We start from the raw sequence: 17209 nt of genomic DNA, 5'->3' as shown, positions 1-17209 counted from the left end.
CCAGCGGCCGGCACGACCATTCGGACAGGCACTGCCGGCGGGACGCCGACATTGCCTGCTGACCTTACAGCACGCCGCGGCGGATCTGGTCGCGCTCGATGCTCTCGAACAGTGCGGTGAAGTTGCCTTCGCCGAAACCTTCGTTGCCCTTGCGCTGGATGATCTCGAAGAAGATCGGGCCGATGCAGTTCTGGGTGAAGATCTGCAGCAGCTTGCGCTGGTGGGTTTCCGGATCGGCATCGATCAGGATCTTGTTCTTCGCCAGGCGCGGCACGTCTTCACCGTGGTTCGGCACGCGCTGGTCGATCACGTCGAAGTAGGTCTCCGGCGTATCGAGGAAGTCCACGCCCTGCGCGCGCATCGCTTCGACGGTCTCGTAGATGTTCTCGGTGAAGCAGGCGATGTGCTGGATGCCCTCGCCCTTGTACGCGTCCAGGTACTCGTTGATCTGGCTCTTCGGGTCGGACGATTCGTTCAGCGGGATGCGCACGATGCCATCCGGCGCGGTCATCGCCTTGGACACCAGGCCGGTCTTCAAGCCCTTGATGTCGAAGTAGCGGATCTCGCGGAAGTTGAACAGGCGCTCGTAGTAGTCCGACCACTGCTGCATGTTGCCGAAGTACAGGTTGTGGGTCAGGTGGTCGATGAAGGTCAGGCCGAAGCCCACCGGGTGCAGGTCGGCACCGGCGATCGGCTCGTAGTCGCCGTCATAGATGCTGCCGGCGCTGCCGTAGCGATCGACCAGGTACAGCATGCAGTCGCCGATGCCCTTGATGACCGGCGCGCTGACCGCCTTGCTGTCCGGCTTGAAGGCGATGGCTTCGGCGCCGTTGCCCAGCGCGGTCTGGTAGACCTCCTGGCCCGGCTTCTTGAAGCGGATGGCGAAGCCGCAGGCGCACGGGCCGTGCTTCTCGGCGAAGTCGGCGGCGAACGAATCGGGGTCCTCATTGACCAGGAAGTTGACGTCGCCCTGGCGATAGACGGTAATCGGACGCTGCTTGTGCTTGAGCACCGCGCTGAAGCCCATCTTCCGGAAGTACTCGTGCAGCTCCTGGCCACGGCCGGCCGGGGCGGCGAATTCGACGAACTCGAAGCCGTCGATGCCCATCGGGTTCTCGAAGGTGGTGACCTGCATGCCGGGGTTGGGGTGCGAGGCGGTCGGGACTGCGGTATTCATGGCGTGGCTCCGAATCGGTACCGCATCGGTACAAACCAGGTGCGGGCAGGTAGGGACCCGGCGAGAATGCAGGGTCTGGACCTACCCCTTATAGTTACACTTGAAACCACCAGCAAGGTGCACCGCAACATGAGCCCCGCCGATCCCGTTTCGACCCGCCTGCGTTCCTCGCACGTCCTGCTCGACCTGGAACAGTTCCTGCCGTACCGGCTGAGCGTGCTGTCCAACCGGGTCAGCGGCAACATCGCCAAGCTATACGGCGATCGTTACGGTCTGGCGATCCCCGAGTGGCGGGTGATCACCATCCTGGCGCTGTACCCGGGCTCCTCGGCCAGCGAGGTCTCCGACCGCACGGCAATGGACAAGGTGGCGGTCAGCCGCGCCGTGGCCCGCCTGCTGGAGCGTGGCTTCATCAAGCGCGAGACCCACGGCGACGACCGCCGCCGCTCGGTGCTGGCGCTGTCGGCAGCCGGCTTCGAGGTCTACGAGACCATCGCGCCGATGGTGATCGAGATCACCCGCAAACTGATGTCGGTGCTGAGCGAAGAGGAAGAGCAGGTGCTGGAAAAGCTGATCCTGCGCCTGGCCGGCGAAGGCCTGGAGCGGATGGGCGAAGGCGTCTGAAAGAAAAAGGGGACGGAGGGGATTAAGTCGTTTTGGGCCCCAAGTCGCGGGTGCCGACCCCGGCCGGTAGCGGAACAGTGGCTGGGCGATTGTCGTCCGCCCCCTTTGATCTGACGGGACCCGCTTCTTGGCGGACTGCGGACCGACCGCGAACGATGCCATTGGACGCATTCACCTTCCGCAGATCCCGTCCTGAAGTGTCGCCCTCGCCCAGCAGCATTTCCGCATTGGCCCGATACGGCCCGTTTCCGCCAGGCTGGTGTATCGAAACGGGCTGATCCAGTGAATTCTCCTATTGGACTGCTCACGTGTGCGGCCGGACGGTAAACGTTCAACGGGTATCAGCCCGGCCATCCACATCGAACGGGCTCCCTCATGGATGACTCGCGTTCAACGTCGCCGCATGGCCAGGAATTGCTGGCCGATCTCAGAGAGCTGATCTGCGCAGCGCGCAGCAGGATGCACAGAACCATCAACAGCGAGCTCACGCTGTTGTACTGGCGGATCGGGCGGCGCATCCACGCTGATCAGTTGAGGGGCCGACGGGCCCTCTACGGAGAGCTTGTCTTCACCCGGATAGCCAAGGCGCTGACGACCGAATTCGGTACCTCCTTCGGTGAAAAGAGCCTGCGCCGGATGGTGCAGTTCTCCACCGCATTTGCGGACGAGCAGATTGTCGTATCGCTGATACGACAATTGAGCTGGACCCATTTCATCGCGCTGATCCCACTGGCGGACCCACTCAAGCGCGACTTCTATGCACAGATGGCCGCCACCGAGGGCTGGAGTGTACGTACGCTGCGCCAGCGCGTCGATTCGATGCTGTATGAGCGCACGGCACTCTCCAGTCAGCCAGAGCAGACCATCGCCGAAGAGTTGGCGGCACTGCGCGGCAACCAGCAGCTGTCTCCGGGGCTGGTACTGCGTGATCCCTACGTACTGGACTTTCTTGGCCTCAAGGACAGCTGGGACGAGCAGGACCTTGAAACCGCGATCCTTCGCGAGATGCAGGGCTTCCTGCTTGAACTTGGCACGGGCTTCAGTTTCGTCGCCCGCCAGAAGCGCATCCAGATCGACGGCGATGACTTCCACCTGGACCTGCTGTTCTACAACCGGCGCCTGCGCAGACTAATTGCCATCGAGTTGAAGATCGGCGAGTTCAAGCCGGCCTACAAGGGACAGATGGAACTCTATCTGCGCTGGCTGGACCGGTACGAACGTGAGGACGGCGAGCAGGCGCCGTTGGGCATCATCCTCTGCACAGGGAAGAAGGCGGGCCAGATTGAATTGCTGGAGCTGGACCGCTCAGGCATCCATGTTGCGGAGTACCTGACCACGCTGCCCTCCCGTGAGGTCCTCAAGCAAAGATTGCAGACTGCCATGGAGCGGGCGCGGCAGCAGCTGCAGACCGCGGCGCCCGGCCTCCCGTAGATCTACGCCACGCGCGGATGGCATCCATGCTTCAGCTCAGATGCTTGCGCCGTGCATGGATCCACGGCACCGCGAGCGCCGCGATGGCACCACCGGCGAAGCCGAGGGAAGCCGCAACCGTGGCTGCTTCGACCGCCCCCGGCAGCGCCAGCGCCGCCGCCACCAGCAGCAGCGACGGCAGGCCGACGAAGGTGCCCAGGAAGAAGTGCCAGCGCGGTGACCAGGTGTTGAGCTGCAGCAGGCTGACCGGCTGCCAGGCGTCGGATGCGGCATCTTCAGCGATCTTCGCCACGACCTTGCCCAGGTCCACCTCCGGCAGCGCGCGCCCCTGCCGCGCGGTCGCCAGCAGTTCGGCCACCGCCTCCACCGGCGGGAAACTGGACGGCCACGCGACCGGCGCCGGCACGCCATAGGCGGTCAGCAGCGGCACGCTCAGCCACGGCGCCACCAGCGGGCGCATGCGGCGGCGGCCATGCACGCACCAGATCTGCGGCTGGCCGTGCGCGGTGACGCTGTACAGCGCCAGTTCGTTGGCCGGCGGGTAGCCGAGCATGGTCACCCGCGCGGCCAGGCTGTCCTGGCCCATCGCGCGCAGGAAGCCAGGACGGCTGCGCCCTTCCTGCATCCACGCCAGACCGAGTGCACCCACCAGATAGGCCTCGGCCACGTCCTTGCTGCCGGCGGTAGCGCGTTCGTCGCTGGCCAGGTACCAGGCCAGCGATTTCGGTTCGGAGACATCGTCCAGGCCCCAGCGGCTGTCGTCCCCCAGCACATGGCGCACCGGCAGGCGCGCGGGCGCGGTTTCGCCGCGTTCGCCCGGCTGCAGGAACGGCAGCACGCCCTGGATGAACGTGGACAGTTCGATCGCACGCACGCCATGGCCCTGCCATTCCGGCGGCAGCAGCCCGCCCAGCTGGCCGTCGGCGGCCAATGCATCGAGCCGTGATTTCTGCTCGACCAGTTTCTGCACCGCCCCCTTCAGCACCACGTTGTCGGGCAGCGCGATCTGCGGCAGGCGGTGACGCGGCGGTGCCAGTTCAACGGTGTCCTCGCCGGTACCGGCGTCATCCAGCAACACCTCCTGCGGCGGCAGGGTCACGCCCTCGCCTGCCCCAGCCTCGGCCAGGTCGCTGGCAGGTTCGGGCAGTCGTTCGGCGTGGTCGCTGTGCATGGGCGTTCCGGAAGGTTGCATCGACGGGATGTCGACTGAGGTCCTTGCCGGTAACGGCGAGCGCGTTGCGATATTGAGATGCCGATTCCGGGAATGTGACCGCAACCACAGTAGATCCACGCCATGCGTGGATGCACTTCTGTGCCGACCAACGGTCGGCACCCACCGGAGATGGCCGTCAGCGGTCGGCATCCACCGGGGTTGGCGGTCAGCGGTCGGCACCCACCACCACCCCCCCGGCCGGCCAGCGGCCGGCACTACCCCTATTCCGGTTTGTCAGGTGCCCATTGTTTCAGGAACGCGCTCACCCGTGCCGGCTGGAAGGCTTCGCCCTTGCGCAGCTCGCCGGTCGCCTGCGACACCAGCAGTCCGCCATCGGCATCGAGTACCAGCAGGTACGGGTAGTCGCGTTCCATCATCGGGAACTGGGCGAAGAAAGCGGTGTTGGGCTGTTCGTCGCTGGCGTTGACCTTCACCCACACGTAGTGGGCATCGCGGAAGCGGCGCAGGTCGCCGTTGCCTTCCACCACCTCGTCCAGCGCCCGGCAGCGCTCACAGGCGGCGTTGCCGACCTCCAGCAGGATGCGCTTCTTGCCCCGCTGGGCTTCCACCTTGGCGGTGGCCAGATCATCGGCGGGGTTGCGGGCCGGGTCGAACTGAGCGCCGAGGCCGGCGATGGCGGCGATGTCTGCCGCCACCGGGGTGTTGCCCGAGGCCACCGGTTCGCTGGGGTCAGCGACCGGTGGCTCGGTGGGTCGGGTATCCAGGGGCTGCGTGGGCTCGGCGGTGGCAGGCGGTTGCGGTTGGGAACAGGCGCCGATCAGCGCCGCACAGACCACCACTACCGCAGTACCGAGCTTGCTACGCATGCCTTCTACCCTCTCATCATCATTTGACGCCGTGCATCAGCTTGTTGATCAGCGGGGCGATCAGGAACAGCACCACGCCGGAGCCGATCAGGGCCCAGAACCCGAAGGTATACCCCTTCAGGGCCGACTCGACCGTCATGCCGCCTTCACCACTGACCACGCCAGCGAAGATGCCCGACAGGTTGTTGCCGATGCCGGTGGACAGGAACCAGCCGCCCATGCCGAAGCCGACCAGGCGCACCGGGGCCAGCTTGGTCACCATCGACAGGCCGATCGGCGACAGGCACAGCTCACCCACCGACTGGATGACGTAGACCATGAACAGGGTCCAGAACGGGATCTTGCCGTCCACGACCATCTGCGACAGGGCGAACATCAGCAGCGCGAAGGCGGCGCCGTTGAACAGCAGGCCCAGGCCGAACTTGCGCGGGATGGACGGATTGGCGCGGCCCATGGCCACCCAGATCCAGGCAATCACCGGGGCCAGGGTGATGATCGCCACCGAGTTGACCGACTGGAACCACGCGGTCGGGAAGGTCCAGTCACCGAACTGGCGGTTGACGATGTTCTCGGCCAGGAAGGTGAACGAGCTGCCGGCCTGTTCGAAGAACATCCAGAACATCACGTTGAAGGCGAAGATGATCAGCATGGCGATCACGCGGTCGCGCTGCACCTTGCCTTCGCGGATGCCCTCGACCAGCAGCAGGACGGCCAGCGCGGTGAACATCGCACCCAGGATCCAGGCCAGCGCGGTGGCGCCGGTGGCCAGCAGGAAGTACGCGACCGGGATGGCGACCACGGCACCGGCCAGCACCATGATGATGCGGCCGAAACCTTCAGCGCCGGCCGGCGGTGCACCGATGCCCTTCAGGCCGGCACGACCGATGTAGAACCACACCAGCGAGATCAGCATGCCCACGCCCGAGGCGATGAACACGACCTTGTAGGAAGGCATCGCGTCGGTACCGAAGACCTTGCGGGCCAGGTACTCGGTCAGCACCGGGGCGATCATCGCGCCGATGTTGATGCCCATGTAGAAGATGGTGAAGCCCGAATCGCGGCGCTCGTCCTTCAGGCCGTACAGCTTGCCGACCATGGTCGAGATGTTGGGCTTGAACAGGCCGTTGCCGACGATGATCGTGGCCAGGCCGAGCTTGAAGATGTGCTCCTGCGGCAGCGAGATCATGAACAGGCCGGCGGCCATGATGATCGCGCCGGTCAGGATCGATCGCTGGTAACCCAGTACCCGGTCGGCCACGTAGCCACCGAAGATCGCTGCGGCATACACCAGGGCCAGGTAGGCGCCGTAGATGCGGCTGGCGTCGCCTTCACCGGCAGCGCTGCCGTTGTAGAACTGGGCGACGATGTACAGCACCAAGGCCCAGCGGATGCCATAGAACGCAAAGCGCTCCCAGAACTCGGTCATGAACAGCATCCACAACGGGCGCGGGTGGCCCAGCGTGGTCTTGAAGTCCGGCAGCGCCGGCTCTGGGGTGTTCGCAGTGGCGTTTACGCTCATGCGGATTTCCTGGTTCGGTGGATGACGAGCACGTCCGATGTGCAGTTGGAGCAACGCGCGAGGATCACCGACTTCTGGCGTTCACGTCAAATACACGCCGTTTGAGGCAGGTGCCAGCCTGCTCCCTGAACTTGCATCTGAAACGATCCAGCCGCCGGCCGGGATCCAAGCTGAATACGGATCAGCCCTGTTCTGCCGGGGGCCCGGCCTGCAGGCTGGTCCGCACCTGGAACAGTTCAGGGAAGAAGGTCAGCTCCAGCGCCTTGGCCAGGAAGCCGACGCCGGACGAGCCGCCGGTGCCGCGCTTGAAGCCGATCACGCGCATCACCGTGCGCATGTGTCGGAATCGCCACAGCTGGAACGCGGTCTCCAGGTCGACCAGGTCCTCGCACAGCGAATACTCGCGCCAGTAGCGGTCGGTGTCCTGGTAGATGCGCTCGAACACCGGCTGCAGTGCGTCGTCGGCCACATGCGGCTGGGTCCAGTCGTGGGCCTCGTACACCGCCGGGACGGCGTGGCCGAAGCGGGCCAGGTATTTCAGGAATTCCTCGTACAGGCTGGGCGCTTCCAGCACGGTGCGCAGCTGCGCCTGCCCGGCCGCATCGTGCTCGAACACCTGCAGCATCTGTGCGTTCTTGTTGCCCAGCAGGAACTCGATGTAGCGGTACTGCAGCGACTGGAAGCCGGAGGACGGGCCCAGCACGTCGCGGAAGCCCATGTACTCGGACGGGGTCAGCGTTTCCAGTACCGACCACTGCTCGGTCAGCTGGCGCAGCACCTGCTTGCTGCGCGCCAGCACCTTGCGGCACTGCCAGACTTCATCACGCTGCAGGAAGCCGATTGCGGCACGCAGTTCGTGGCCAAGCAGCTTCAGCCACAGCTCCGAGGTCTGGTGCTGGATGATGAAGAGCATCTCGTCATGGTGCGGCGGGTTGGACAACGGCTGCTGCGCGCTGAGCAGCTGGTCCAGCCGCAGGTAGCCGCCATAGGTCAGCCGCCCCTGCAGATCGGTGTGGATGCCAGCTTCGAGATCGCGTTGGTTGTTGTCGACGGACATGGGCGGGACCAGATCGGGGGCGGCAAGGGTAGCGCGTTGCCGCCGCGCTGGCAGCCGCCGGGTCCATACCGGGGCGTGCGGTTGGTCGTGGAGCATCGGCTGATGCCGGGGCTGCGCGTGGAACCGTCCGCGCCGTTGTACTGGCGGTCAGCCAGAGGCGTATTCTGATGCTTTGCAGCAACGACTGAATACGTTGTTGTTATTGGCCCCCCACCCGCCGGCAGGGGTAAAACGGGGAATCGCCGTGTTGCGGCGCAGGAAGGCTATTCCGTACGCGTTCCTTAACATGGCGATTCATATCATTTGTAACTTCTCTGTCGAAGGTGCAGTACGCAATGACGGTTGCCGCTGAATTCAAGATCGAATACCTGCAGTACCTGGATACGGACGGCAAGCTCGTCCGCGATGACCTGCCCGCGTCGCTGCGCGACCCCAAGGTCCTGGTACCGCTGTTCAAGCAGATGCTGTTCGTACGTACGTTCGACAGCAAATCCATCGCGCTGCAGCGCACCGGCAAGCTCGGCACCTATGCCGCCTGCCTGGGCCATGAAGCCGCGCACGTGGGCATCGGTGCCGCGATGCAGAAGGACGACGTGTTCGCACCTTCGTACCGCGAGTATGGCGCGATGTTCATGCGTGGCGTGCGCCCGCACGACGTGCTGATGTACTGGGGCGGCGACGAACGCGGCAACGATTATGGCGGCAACGCGGCCAAGGACTTCCCGTTCTGCGTGCCGATCTCCACCCAGTGCCTGCATGCCGCAGGGGCGGCGCTGAAGTTCAAGCTCAACAAGGAACCGCAGATCGCGGTGGCCGTGTGCGGCGACGGCGGCAGCTCCAAGACCGACTTCTACGCAGCACTGAATTCGGCCGGCGCCTACAAGCTCCCGCTGATCCTGTGCATCGTCAACAACGGTTGGGCCATCTCGGTTCCGCGTTCGGCCCAGACCGGTGCCGAAACGCTGGCGCAGAAGGGCCTGGCCGGCGGCCTGCACTGCCTGCAGGTGGACGGCAACGACCTGATCGCGGTGCTGGCGGCAATGGAGCAGGCGCGCGAACGTGCGCTGGCCGGCGACGGTGGCACTGTGCTGGAACTGATGACCTACCGCCTGTCCGACCACACCACCGCCGATGACGCGCGCCGCTACCGCGACGACGCCGAGGTGAAGGATGCCTGGCAGCGCGAGCCGATGCTGCGCCTGCGCAAGTACCTGATCAACGCCGGTGTGTGGAGCGAAGAAGAGGAAACTGCTTGGGTCGCCGAATGCGGCACGCGCGTGGACGAGGAAGTGAACCTGTACCTCAACACGCCGGTGCAGCCTGTCGAGGCGATGTTCGACTTCCTGTATGCCGATCCGCCGCCGGACCTGCTGGCTCAGCGTGCCCAGGCGATCGCCCTGGAGAAGCGCCATGGATGAGATCAAGAACGGCGCGCCCGGCGCGCATACCAACGCCGCCGACAGCGCCGCCGTCGCGCGCGGAGAACAGAGCATGACCACCACCCCCATCACCCTCATCGAAGCCATCACCCAGGCGCTGGCCTGGGAGCTGGAACATGACCCGTCGGTGCTGGTGCTGGGCGAAGACGTGGGCGTCAACGGCGGCGTGTTCCGCGCCACCGCCGGTCTGCAGCAGCGCTTCGGCTCGGACCGCATCCTCGACACCCCGCTGGACGAGACCACCATCGCCGGCCTGACGATTGGTCTTGCCGCGCAGGGCATGAAGCCGGTCGCCGAAGCCCAGTTCGACGGCTTCATGTACCCGATGGTCGACCATATCGTCTGCCACGCCGCCCGCCTGCGTTACCGCACCCGTGGCCGCCTGCACTGCCCGATGGTGCTGCGCGTGCCGTGGGGCGGTGGCATCCGCGCACCGGAACACCACAGCGAGGCCAACGAGGCGATCTTCACCAACGTGCCGGGCCTGCGCGTGGTGCTGCCGTCGTCGCCGCAGCGCGCCTACGGCCTGCTGCTGGCCGCGATCCGCGAGCCGGATCCGGTCATCTACATGGAGCCCAAGCGCATCTACCGCCAGTACAAGGAAGTGGTCGTCAACGACGGCGAAGCCTTGCCGCTGGACGTCTGCTTCGTGCTGCGCGACGGCACCGACGTGACCCTGGTGACCTGGGGCGCGCAGGTGAAGGAAGCGCTGGAAGCGGCCGACAAGCTGGCCGGTGAAGGCATCAGTGCCGAAGTCATCGACGTGGCCACGCTGCGTCCGCTGGACTTCGCCACCATCGCCGAATCGGTGGCCAAGACCGGCCGCTGCGTGATCGTGCAGGAGGCCCCGAAGACCGCGGGCTTCGGCGCCGAAATCGCTGCGCGCCTGGCCGAGGAATCGATCTACGACCTGCTGGCCCCGGTCGAGCGCGTCACTGGCTACGACACCCATATTCCGCTGTTCCGCCTGGAAATGAAGTACCTGCCGAGCGTTGAGCGGATCGTGGCTGCGGCCAAGCGCGCGGTGGCGGCCGGCTGACATGCGGGCCCGCCTTCTGGGGGCTTACCGCAGCCAGTATCCCAACCCGCTCCGGTTCCGCACCGGCCAGATCGTCGAAGTAGGTGTACGTGACGAGGAATGGCCGGCGTTTGCCTGGGTACGCACCAACGATGGGCGCGCTGGATGGGCGCCCATCGCCTGGTTGCAGCTGCTGGACGAGGGTCGCGCCGAAGCGCTGTGCGACTACGACGCCCGCGAGCTGGATGTGGAAAGCGGCGAGATGGTGAAGCTTCATCACGAACACGGCGGGTGGTGGTGGTCCGAGCGCGCCAATGGCGCGACGGGTTGGCTGCCGGCCCGCGAACTGGAACTGCTGGAAGAGAACTGCAAATGAGCCAGACCAAGAACTTCAACCTGCCCGACCTGGGCGAAGGCCTGCCGGACGCGACCATCGTCGAGTGGTTCGTCAAGGAAGGCGATGTGATCAAGCTGGACGAGCCGCTGGTCTCGATGGAGACCGCCAAGGCCGTCGTCGAAGTGCCGTCGCCGTTCTCCGGCAAGGTGCTGAAGCTGTCCGGCGCAGCCGGCGACATCATCCCGACCGGCTCGGTGCTGGCCAGCTTCGAACTGGACCCCAACCTGCCGCAGCGCGCGGATGGCCAGGACACCGGCCACAGCCACGGCCATGCTGCACCTGCCGCAGCACCGACCCCGCCGCCGCTGCCGGCCGCTGCCGCACCGGTGGCAGCCGAAGCCGCCAAGCCCGCCGCCGCCGAGCGTGATGACGCCGGTACCGTGGTCGGCGCGATGCAGAGCTCCAACGCCGTGCACGCCGAACAGGCGCTGGCCGTCGGTGGCGTCAAGGCCGTGCCGGCCGTGCGTGCCACCGCGCGCAAGCTGGGCGTAGACCTGTCCCGCGTGCGCGCCACCGGCGCCGATGGCGCGGTGACCATGGCCGACGTCAAGCAGGCGGCTGCGGATGGCAGCGCCAAGATCGGTGCCGCTCCGGCCCCGGCCGCTGCTGCCGCCTATGCCGCGCCGGCCCCGGCGCAGGTGTCTGCCCCGGTGCAGAACGAAGCCCGCACCCCGCTGTCTGCCGCCGGCAAGCCGATGCGTACCCAGCCGCCGGGCGTGGTCGCCAAGGGCCAGCCGGAACCGCTGAAGGGCGTTCGCCGCAACATGGCGCGCGTGATGGCCGATGCGCACAGCAAGGTCGTGCCGACCACGCTGAACGACGATGCCGACATCCACGCCTGGCTGCCGGGCAACGACGTCACCGCGCGCCTGGTGCGCTCGATCGTGGTGGCCGCGCAGAAGGTGCCGGCGATGAACGCCTGGTTCGACGGTGAAGCGCTGACCCGCACCCTGCACGCCCAGGTCGACATCGGCATCGCCGTGGACACCGACGACGGCCTGTTCGTGCCGGCCCTGCGCAACGCCGACATGCTCGATGCACGCGGCATCCGCGAAGGCGTCAACCGCCTGCGCGAGCAGGTGGAATCGCGTTCGATCGCCGCCTCGGAACTGAGCGGCTACACCATCTCGCTGTCCAACTTCGGCATGTTCGCCGGCCGCTACGCGACCCCGGTCGTGGTGCCGCCGTGTGTGGCCATCGTTGGTGCCGGCCGTGCCCGCCACCAGATGACCCCGGTGATGGGCGGCGTGGAAGCGCACAAGGTGATCCCGCTGTCGGTCACCTTCGACCACCGCGCGGCCACCGGTGGTGAAGCGGCCCGCTTCCTGCGCGCAATGATGGACGACCTGGCGCTGGCCAGCTGATCGGGTGGGCCCACCGAGGAACTGATCGGTGGGTGCCAGCCTTGGTTGGCACATGAACTGGAGAAACGCCGGGCACTGCCCGGCGTTTCTTTTCCGCATCCACGCATGGCGTGGATCTACACAATGCGGGCGATCAATCGCGCGCGACCATGCCCTCGGCGCGACTGTACACACGCAGGCGGTGGCCATCCGGATCGGCGCCGACGAAGGTATGGCCGAACTCCAAGGTCACCGGTGCCTGCAGGATCTGCACGCCGAGTGCGTGCCACGCATCGTGCATCTGCTGCACGGCCTCCGGGTTGGCGACCACCATCGCCAGTTCGGCGGCACCGGCCTGCGCGGATACCGGCGGCTGCACGTCGTCGCGCTGCCAAAGGCCCAGTGCGGCACCATCGCCGAGCAGGAACAGGGCAAAGCCGGGCGACTGCTCGACCGGTGGCTTGCCGAGAATGCCGCTGTAGAACGTGGCGCTGGCGGCGACGTCGCGCACGTACTGCAGCAGGGTGCTGGGCGTGAACATGGGGAAGCTCCGTTGTTGGGAGCAATCATGGTGGTACGGCCCTGCTGACAGATTCTGTCAGTAGCGTCGAGCGTGCTCGACCGCTGTTGCCCTTGCCCTGGTAGAGGTCGAGCTTGCTCGACTGCTGTTGTCGTTGCTCTGGTAGATGTCGAGCTTGCTCGACTGCTGTTCGCGAAGATCAAAGGCGGTCGAGCAAGCTCGACCTCTACCAGAAGCAAAGAGCGAAGGCCGCCCTCCCCCAGAAGCAGGAAGCGAAGCACAGAAGCAGTCGAGCATGCTCAACGCTACGAACGGTCCAGCCAGTCCGGTGCGATGCCCTGCGCCTTCTGCCAGCGCCGCAGCAGGGTGGCGCGTGGCACGAGGTAGTGATCCTCCAGCACGCGCACCTGGCGGATGCGGTCCAGCCGGAAATGGCGAAAGTCCTCGCGGCGCTCACACCACGCCGCCAGCATCGGCACTTCGTCGAAGTAGCCCAGCGCGAACGGCCAGACGATTCGCTCGCTGCGCTGGCCCTGCGCATCCTCGTAGCCGAACTTCAGGCGCTGCTGTGAACCCACGGCCTCACGCACAGCCTGCAGGCGCGCAGCGGGAACCTTGGTCGCCGCACGCGAAGGGCCAACGCGCAGGCCGCTGTCACGCAAGGCTTCGCGACGCGCGGCAGGCAGTACATGCGCGATGCGCGCCAGGGCATCACGCGCGGCCTCAGCCAGCGCAGGCTCGGTGCGCGCCGCAACCCAGCGCAGGCCCAGCACAAGTGCATCGATCTCTGCGGGTGGCAGGGTCATCGGCGGCAGGGTATCGCTCGGTGCCAGCTGGTAGCCGACGCCGGCCTCACCACGCAGATCGGCGCCCTGCTCGCGCAGGGTCTCGATATCGCGGTACAGCGTGCGCAGGCTGATGCCCAGCGCTTCGGCCAGCACCTGCCCCGCGACCGGCCGGCGATGGCGGCGCAGCAGCTGTTGAAGCTGGGTCAGGCGCAGCGCGCGCGACATCAGCCGACCAGCGCGCTCGATGCCACCACATGCTCACCCGGTTGCGGGGCCAGCGCGGCCTCGACCAGTGCCTTGGCGATTTCGCTGGCCGGGTTGATCCGCCACGCCCGTGGCAACACCGGCCCCAGCGCGCCGAACACCGTCAGGGCCAGGCGCTCGCCACGTCGCACCTCGGTGCGCTCGCCGCCGATCAGCCCGGGGCGGACCAGGGTCAACGAGTTGAAGCCCAGCGCGCGCAGGTCACGCTCCAGCTCACCCTTCACCCGGCTGTAGAAGATCGACGACTGCGGGTTGGCACCGGCTGCGGAATTCAGCACATAGGTCTGCGCACCCTGCGCCTGCGCCAGGCGGGCGAACGCCAGCGGGTAATCATGGTCGATGCGATGGAAGGCTTCGCGGCTGCCGGCCTGGGCGATGGTGCTGCCGAGCGCGCAGATGACTGCGTCCACACCCGCCCACTCGGGCGAGGCAGGCAGCGCATCGAAGGCCAGCACCGGGTTCTCCAGCTTGGCGTGGGCCACAGCCAACGGGCGGCGGGTCGGCGCGATCACGGCGCTGCAGCGCGGGTCGTCCAGCAGCCTGGACAGGGTCAGCCCACCGACCAGCCCGGTCGCCCCCAGCAACATCACGCGCATCACCACCTCCACTGCGGCATCCTGTCGCCCATCCTAGCCGTTCAAGCCGTCGGCGGCCGCGCCGATATGCTGGAACCAGTCCCTGCCAGCCCCAGGATTTGCTCCATGACGGACCAGCCCGACCACCGCCCTGCCCCCGGTACCGCCCTTGGGCCGCCGGCACGCGTGCGCGCGGTGGTGGACGATGGGCTGGGCGACCGCGTGGTGCTGCAGGGCGGTGGTGGCGTGGCACTGCAGCAGCTGTTCGCCGGCGCCGACGCGCCGGAACCGCTGCTGGCCGCCTTCGCCAACGGCATGGCCACCCTGCCCGGCGAACTGGGTGACATGGGCGACCGCCTGCAGTCGGCGCAGGCCAGTGCCGATTGGCCGCGCTATGGGCGCGCGATGCGGCAGCTGATCGACAAGTACATCCGCACCATCGAACAGCATTCGCCGGATGGGCAGCCGGAAAGCCTGCGCCTGTCCGAGCAGCTGCGCCTGCTGCTGGGCGGCGCGGTGGTGGCCCTGCTGCAGCACGATCCGGACCTGCGCGAGCAGGCACAGGCATTGGCCACGCGCCTGCGCCAGTGGCAACCGGGCACGGCACTGGAACCGATCGAACAGGGCGTGCGCGAACTCGGCCACCAGGTCGGCGTGCGTGCTGAGAGCTGGCAGGAGCAGCAGGCGCTGCTGCTTGAGCTGTTCGCGCTGCTGCTGGAGAACGTGAGCGAGCTGCTGGATGACCGCAGCTGGCTGCAGGGCCAGATCGCCGCAGTACGCCAGCTGCTGGACGGGCCGTTGGAAGCTGAGGCGGTCGAGCGCACCCGCGCCGAACTGCGCGAAGTGATCTACAAGCAGGGCCTGCTGCGCCAGGGCATCGACGATTCGAAGGCGGCGATGCGCGGGTTGATGGGCGAGTTCATCGAGCGCATGGATGGCATGGCCACCAGCACCGGCGAATACCACGACCGCATCGGCAGCTACGCACTGCAGCTGCGCGAGGCGCGTAGCATCGCCGACCTCAACCAGTTGCTGCAGGACGTGATGCGCGACACCGGCAAGGTGCAGCAGCAGGCCGCGCAGGCCCGCGATCACCTGGCCAACGCGCGGCAGGAAGTGGAACGTGCAGAGCAACGCATTGCCGAGCTGGAGCAGGAACTGCGCGCCGCCGGTGACCTGGCGCGCATCGATCCACTGACCCAGGCGCTGAACCGCCGTGGCCTGGACGAACTGCTGCAGCGCGAGCTGGCGCGCGCCGCGCGCAACAACTCGCCGCTGGGCGTGGCGGTGATCGACCTGGATGATTTCCACCAGACCAACGATGCACATGGCCATGCCGGTGGCGATGCACTGCTGCAGCACCTGGTAGCCGTGTGCAAGCTGCTGCTGCGCGCCACCGATGGCATCGCGCGGCTGGGTGGCGACGAGTTCGTGCTGGTGCTGCCGGAGACCCAGGGCGCCGACAGCATGGCCACCGTGCAGCGCCTGCAGCGTTCACTGGCACACCGCGTGCTGACCGTGCAGGACCGGCGCGTGCCGGTGCATTTCAGTGCCGGGCTGGCGCAATGGCAGCCCGGCGACGATACCGAGACCCTGCTGCGGCGCGCCGATGACGCGCTGTATGCGGCCAAGCGGCAGGGCAAGAACCGGGTGCAGGCGGGTTGATCGTCCGGCCCACCGCGAACCGCTTCAGTAGGTGCCAACCTTGGTTGGCACGAGCAGAAACAAAGCGCCGACCAAGGTCGGCCTCTACCAACGCCAAGGACATCGCTTCGGTAGGTGCCAACCTTGGTTGGCTCACGCCGGAACAAAGCGCCGACCAAAGTCGGCCTCTACCAACGCCAAGGACAGCGCTTCGGTAGGTGCCAACCTTGGTTGGCTCACGCCGGAACAATGCGCCGACCAAGGTCGGCCTCCACCGGGCAATAGGCCGCCGCTTACTTACCGCGCAGCTTCTGGAACCCGGTCACCGCCGCCAGCACGATGGCGCCGGCGATGATGCCCACCACCATGTTGGCCGCAGCGCTGATCAGCCAGCCCCACTGCCCTTCGCCGCCCAGCGCCTGCACCGCGTGGTGCAGCGCCGGCACGTTGTGCACCAGGATGCCGCCACCGACCAGGAACATGGCGATGGTGCCGGCCACCGACAGGAACTTCATCAGCCACGGCGCCGAGGCCACCAGGCCGCGACCGAAGGCGGCCACAGCCCCACCCTTGCGCGACAGGTACAGGCCGACGTCATCAAGCTTCACGATGCCCGCGACCAGCCCATAGACGAAGACCGTCATCGCCAGTGCAACCACGGCCAGGGTGACCACCTGGTTGGTGAACGGTGCGGTGGCGACCACGCCCAGGGTCAGCACGATGATCTCGGCCGAGAGGATGAAGTCGGTACGGATCGCGCCTTTTACCTTGTCCTTCTCCCACGCCACCATGTCCACCTGGGTATCGGCCAGCGCCTTGCGCCGCTCGGCCTGATGCTCGGCATCGTCGTCAGCCGAATGCAGGAAGCGATGCGCCAGCTTCTCCACGCCCTCGAAGCAGAGGAAGGCACCGCCGATCATCATCAATGGCACGATCAGCGGCACGTTCCAGCCACGGCTGTGCAGCCACGCCTCCAGTGCACTGATCGCCAGCGCCGTCGGTACCAGGATCACCTTGTTGACCAGCGAGCCCTTGGCCACCGCCCACACCACCGGCAGTTCGCGGTTGGCGTTGACCCCGGTCACCTGCTGCGCGTTCAGCGCCAGGTCGTCGCCCAGCACGCCGGCGGTCTTCTTTGCCGCGACCTTGGTCAGGACCGAGACATCGTCCAGCAGGGAGGCGATATCGTCGAGCAGGGCGAACAGGCTGGCACCGGCCATGGGGCGTCCAAGAAAGGGAATGAGCGGATTCTGACCGATACCGGGGCAGCTGCGGAAGCGGTCGGATTCACCGCGTGCCTACCGCCCCCCGGCGACACTGCGTAATCCGGACATTGCCGGCCAGCGGCCGGCACTACCTGTATTCGTCGCATG

At 66.7% G+C, this 17209-nt stretch carries 16 protein-coding genes; 7 read left to right on the top strand and 9 right to left on the bottom strand.

Going from position 1 to position 17209, the window contains the following annotated elements:
- Nucleotides 1-64: 64 nt before the first annotated feature.
- A complete protein-coding gene (hppD, locus tag V3B25_RS06915; RefSeq protein WP_005411340.1) occupies nucleotides 65-1177 on the bottom strand; it encodes a 4-hydroxyphenylpyruvate dioxygenase in 1113 nt (370 codons plus the stop codon).
- A 129-nt stretch (nucleotides 1178-1306) separates the two neighbouring features.
- Between hppD and V3B25_RS06910 the strand changes: the two genes are divergently transcribed.
- Together V3B25_RS06910 and V3B25_RS06905 are read left to right on the top strand one after the other, a co-directional pair.
- Entirely contained in the window at nucleotides 1307-1801 is a 495-nt protein-coding gene (locus V3B25_RS06910) for a MarR family winged helix-turn-helix transcriptional regulator (RefSeq protein ID WP_043034279.1), read from the top strand.
- Nucleotides 1802-2176: 375 nt separating this feature from the next.
- On the top strand, nucleotides 2177-3232 hold the full coding sequence (locus V3B25_RS06905) for a PDDEXK nuclease domain-containing protein (protein ID WP_329810363.1): 1056 nt from the start codon (nucleotides 2177-2179) through the stop codon (nucleotides 3230-3232).
- Between the two features lie 31 nt (nucleotides 3233-3263).
- Here V3B25_RS06905 and V3B25_RS06900 read toward each other — a convergent pair whose 3' ends face one another.
- The 4 genes from V3B25_RS06900 to V3B25_RS06885 form a co-directional block, all read right to left on the bottom strand.
- Nucleotides 3264-4403: a hypothetical protein gene (locus tag V3B25_RS06900; RefSeq protein WP_329810362.1), complete on the bottom strand. Its 1140-nt coding sequence runs from the start codon at nucleotides 4401-4403 to the stop codon at nucleotides 3264-3266.
- Nucleotides 4404-4666: 263 nt separating this feature from the next.
- Complete coding sequence (locus tag V3B25_RS06895; RefSeq protein WP_329810361.1) at nucleotides 4667-5272, bottom strand: thioredoxin family protein; 606 nt, start codon at nucleotides 5270-5272, stop codon at nucleotides 4667-4669.
- Between the two features lie 19 nt (nucleotides 5273-5291).
- Nucleotides 5292-6791, bottom strand: a complete 1500-nt coding sequence (locus V3B25_RS06890) for an oligopeptide:H+ symporter (protein WP_005411345.1) — start codon at nucleotides 6789-6791, stop codon at nucleotides 5292-5294.
- Between the two features lie 181 nt (nucleotides 6792-6972).
- Complete coding sequence (locus tag V3B25_RS06885; RefSeq protein ID WP_121504224.1) at nucleotides 6973-7848, bottom strand: tryptophan 2,3-dioxygenase family protein; 876 nt, start codon at nucleotides 7846-7848, stop codon at nucleotides 6973-6975.
- Between the two features lie 335 nt (nucleotides 7849-8183).
- Here V3B25_RS06885 and pdhA point away from each other — a divergent pair, with 335 nt between their 5' ends.
- Genes pdhA through V3B25_RS06865 form a run of 4 tightly spaced genes read left to right on the top strand, consistent with a single transcriptional unit; the run spans nucleotide 8184 to nucleotide 12066 of the window.
- Entirely contained in the window at nucleotides 8184-9266 is a 1083-nt protein-coding gene (gene pdhA, locus V3B25_RS06880) for a pyruvate dehydrogenase (acetyl-transferring) E1 component subunit alpha (protein WP_005411347.1), read from the top strand.
- On the top strand, nucleotides 9259-10326 hold the full coding sequence (locus tag V3B25_RS06875) for an alpha-ketoacid dehydrogenase subunit beta (protein ID WP_329810360.1): 1068 nt from the start codon (nucleotides 9259-9261) through the stop codon (nucleotides 10324-10326). The genes pdhA and V3B25_RS06875 overlap by 8 nt, the downstream gene beginning before the upstream one ends.
- Nucleotide 10327: 1 nt before the next feature.
- Nucleotides 10328-10681 carry an SH3 domain-containing protein gene (locus V3B25_RS06870; protein WP_012512332.1) on the top strand — a complete coding sequence of 118 codons (354 nt, stop codon included), beginning with the start codon at nucleotides 10328-10330 and terminating at the stop codon, nucleotides 10679-10681.
- A complete protein-coding gene (locus tag V3B25_RS06865; RefSeq protein ID WP_121504222.1) occupies nucleotides 10678-12066 on the top strand; it encodes a dihydrolipoamide acetyltransferase family protein in 1389 nt (462 codons plus the stop codon). Before V3B25_RS06870 ends, V3B25_RS06865 begins: the two co-directional genes overlap by 4 nt.
- Before the next feature lie 133 nt (nucleotides 12067-12199).
- Here V3B25_RS06865 and V3B25_RS06860 read toward each other — a convergent pair whose 3' ends face one another.
- The 3 genes from V3B25_RS06860 to V3B25_RS06850 all read right to left on the bottom strand — a co-directional run bounded on the left by V3B25_RS06860 (nucleotide 12200) and on the right by V3B25_RS06850 (nucleotide 14213).
- Nucleotides 12200-12586: a VOC family protein gene (locus V3B25_RS06860; RefSeq protein WP_049422932.1), complete on the bottom strand. Its 387-nt coding sequence runs from the start codon at nucleotides 12584-12586 to the stop codon at nucleotides 12200-12202.
- A gap of 284 nt (nucleotides 12587-12870) precedes the next feature.
- Nucleotides 12871-13578 carry a YafY family protein gene (locus tag V3B25_RS06855; protein WP_049422931.1) on the bottom strand — a complete coding sequence of 236 codons (708 nt, stop codon included), beginning with the start codon at nucleotides 13576-13578 and terminating at the stop codon, nucleotides 12871-12873.
- The gene (locus V3B25_RS06850) at nucleotides 13578-14213 is read right to left on the bottom strand and encodes an NAD-dependent dehydratase (RefSeq protein ID WP_193391260.1); all 636 of its coding nucleotides are present in this window, start codon (nucleotides 14211-14213) and stop codon (nucleotides 13578-13580) included. The genes V3B25_RS06855 and V3B25_RS06850 overlap by 1 nt, the downstream gene beginning before the upstream one ends.
- Before the next feature lie 105 nt (nucleotides 14214-14318).
- Between V3B25_RS06850 and V3B25_RS06845 the strand changes: the two genes are divergently transcribed.
- Nucleotides 14319-15857 (top strand): GGDEF domain-containing protein, encoded by a 1539-nt coding sequence (locus tag V3B25_RS06845; RefSeq protein ID WP_014038768.1) that lies wholly within the window; start codon nucleotides 14319-14321, stop codon nucleotides 15855-15857.
- A gap of 272 nt (nucleotides 15858-16129) precedes the next feature.
- Here V3B25_RS06845 and V3B25_RS06840 read toward each other — a convergent pair whose 3' ends face one another.
- Entirely contained in the window at nucleotides 16130-17056 is a 927-nt protein-coding gene (locus V3B25_RS06840) for a DUF808 domain-containing protein (RefSeq protein ID WP_049422928.1), read from the bottom strand.
- Nucleotides 17057-17209: the final 153 nt, after the last annotated feature.

Source organism: Stenotrophomonas sp. SMYL8 (genome assembly GCF_036320065.1).
Lineage (GTDB): Bacteria > Pseudomonadota > Gammaproteobacteria > Xanthomonadales > Xanthomonadaceae > Stenotrophomonas > Stenotrophomonas maltophilia_A.
Note: the sequence above shows the minus strand (reverse complement) of the source record. Positions and strands in the feature narration are given on the sequence as shown.

Coding starts and splice junctions, on each gene's coding strand:
- hppD (WP_005411340.1), bottom strand. CDS start 1,177: ATGAATACCGCAGTCCCGACCGCCTCGCACCCCAACCCCGGCATGCAG.
- V3B25_RS06910 (WP_043034279.1), top strand. CDS start 1,307: ATGAGCCCCGCCGATCCCGTTTCGACCCGCCTGCGTTCCTCGCACGTC.
- V3B25_RS06905 (WP_329810363.1), top strand. CDS start 2,177: ATGGATGACTCGCGTTCAACGTCGCCGCATGGCCAGGAATTGCTGGCC.
- V3B25_RS06900 (WP_329810362.1), bottom strand. CDS start 4,403: ATGCACAGCGACCACGCCGAACGACTGCCCGAACCTGCCAGCGACCTG.
- V3B25_RS06895 (WP_329810361.1), bottom strand. CDS start 5,272: ATGCGTAGCAAGCTCGGTACTGCGGTAGTGGTGGTCTGTGCGGCGCTG.
- V3B25_RS06890 (WP_005411345.1), bottom strand. CDS start 6,791: ATGAGCGTAAACGCCACTGCGAACACCCCAGAGCCGGCGCTGCCGGAC.
- V3B25_RS06885 (WP_121504224.1), bottom strand. CDS start 7,848: ATGTCCGTCGACAACAACCAACGCGATCTCGAAGCTGGCATCCACACC.
- pdhA (WP_005411347.1), top strand. CDS start 8,184: ATGACGGTTGCCGCTGAATTCAAGATCGAATACCTGCAGTACCTGGAT.
- V3B25_RS06875 (WP_329810360.1), top strand. CDS start 9,259: ATGGATGAGATCAAGAACGGCGCGCCCGGCGCGCATACCAACGCCGCC.
- V3B25_RS06870 (WP_012512332.1), top strand. CDS start 10,328: ATGCGGGCCCGCCTTCTGGGGGCTTACCGCAGCCAGTATCCCAACCCG.
- V3B25_RS06865 (WP_121504222.1), top strand. CDS start 10,678: ATGAGCCAGACCAAGAACTTCAACCTGCCCGACCTGGGCGAAGGCCTG.
- V3B25_RS06860 (WP_049422932.1), bottom strand. CDS start 12,586: ATGTTCACGCCCAGCACCCTGCTGCAGTACGTGCGCGACGTCGCCGCC.
- V3B25_RS06855 (WP_049422931.1), bottom strand. CDS start 13,578: ATGTCGCGCGCGCTGCGCCTGACCCAGCTTCAACAGCTGCTGCGCCGC.
- V3B25_RS06850 (WP_193391260.1), bottom strand. CDS start 14,213: ATGCGCGTGATGTTGCTGGGGGCGACCGGGCTGGTCGGTGGGCTGACC.
- V3B25_RS06845 (WP_014038768.1), top strand. CDS start 14,319: ATGACGGACCAGCCCGACCACCGCCCTGCCCCCGGTACCGCCCTTGGG.
- V3B25_RS06840 (WP_049422928.1), bottom strand. CDS start 17,056: ATGGCCGGTGCCAGCCTGTTCGCCCTGCTCGACGATATCGCCTCCCTG.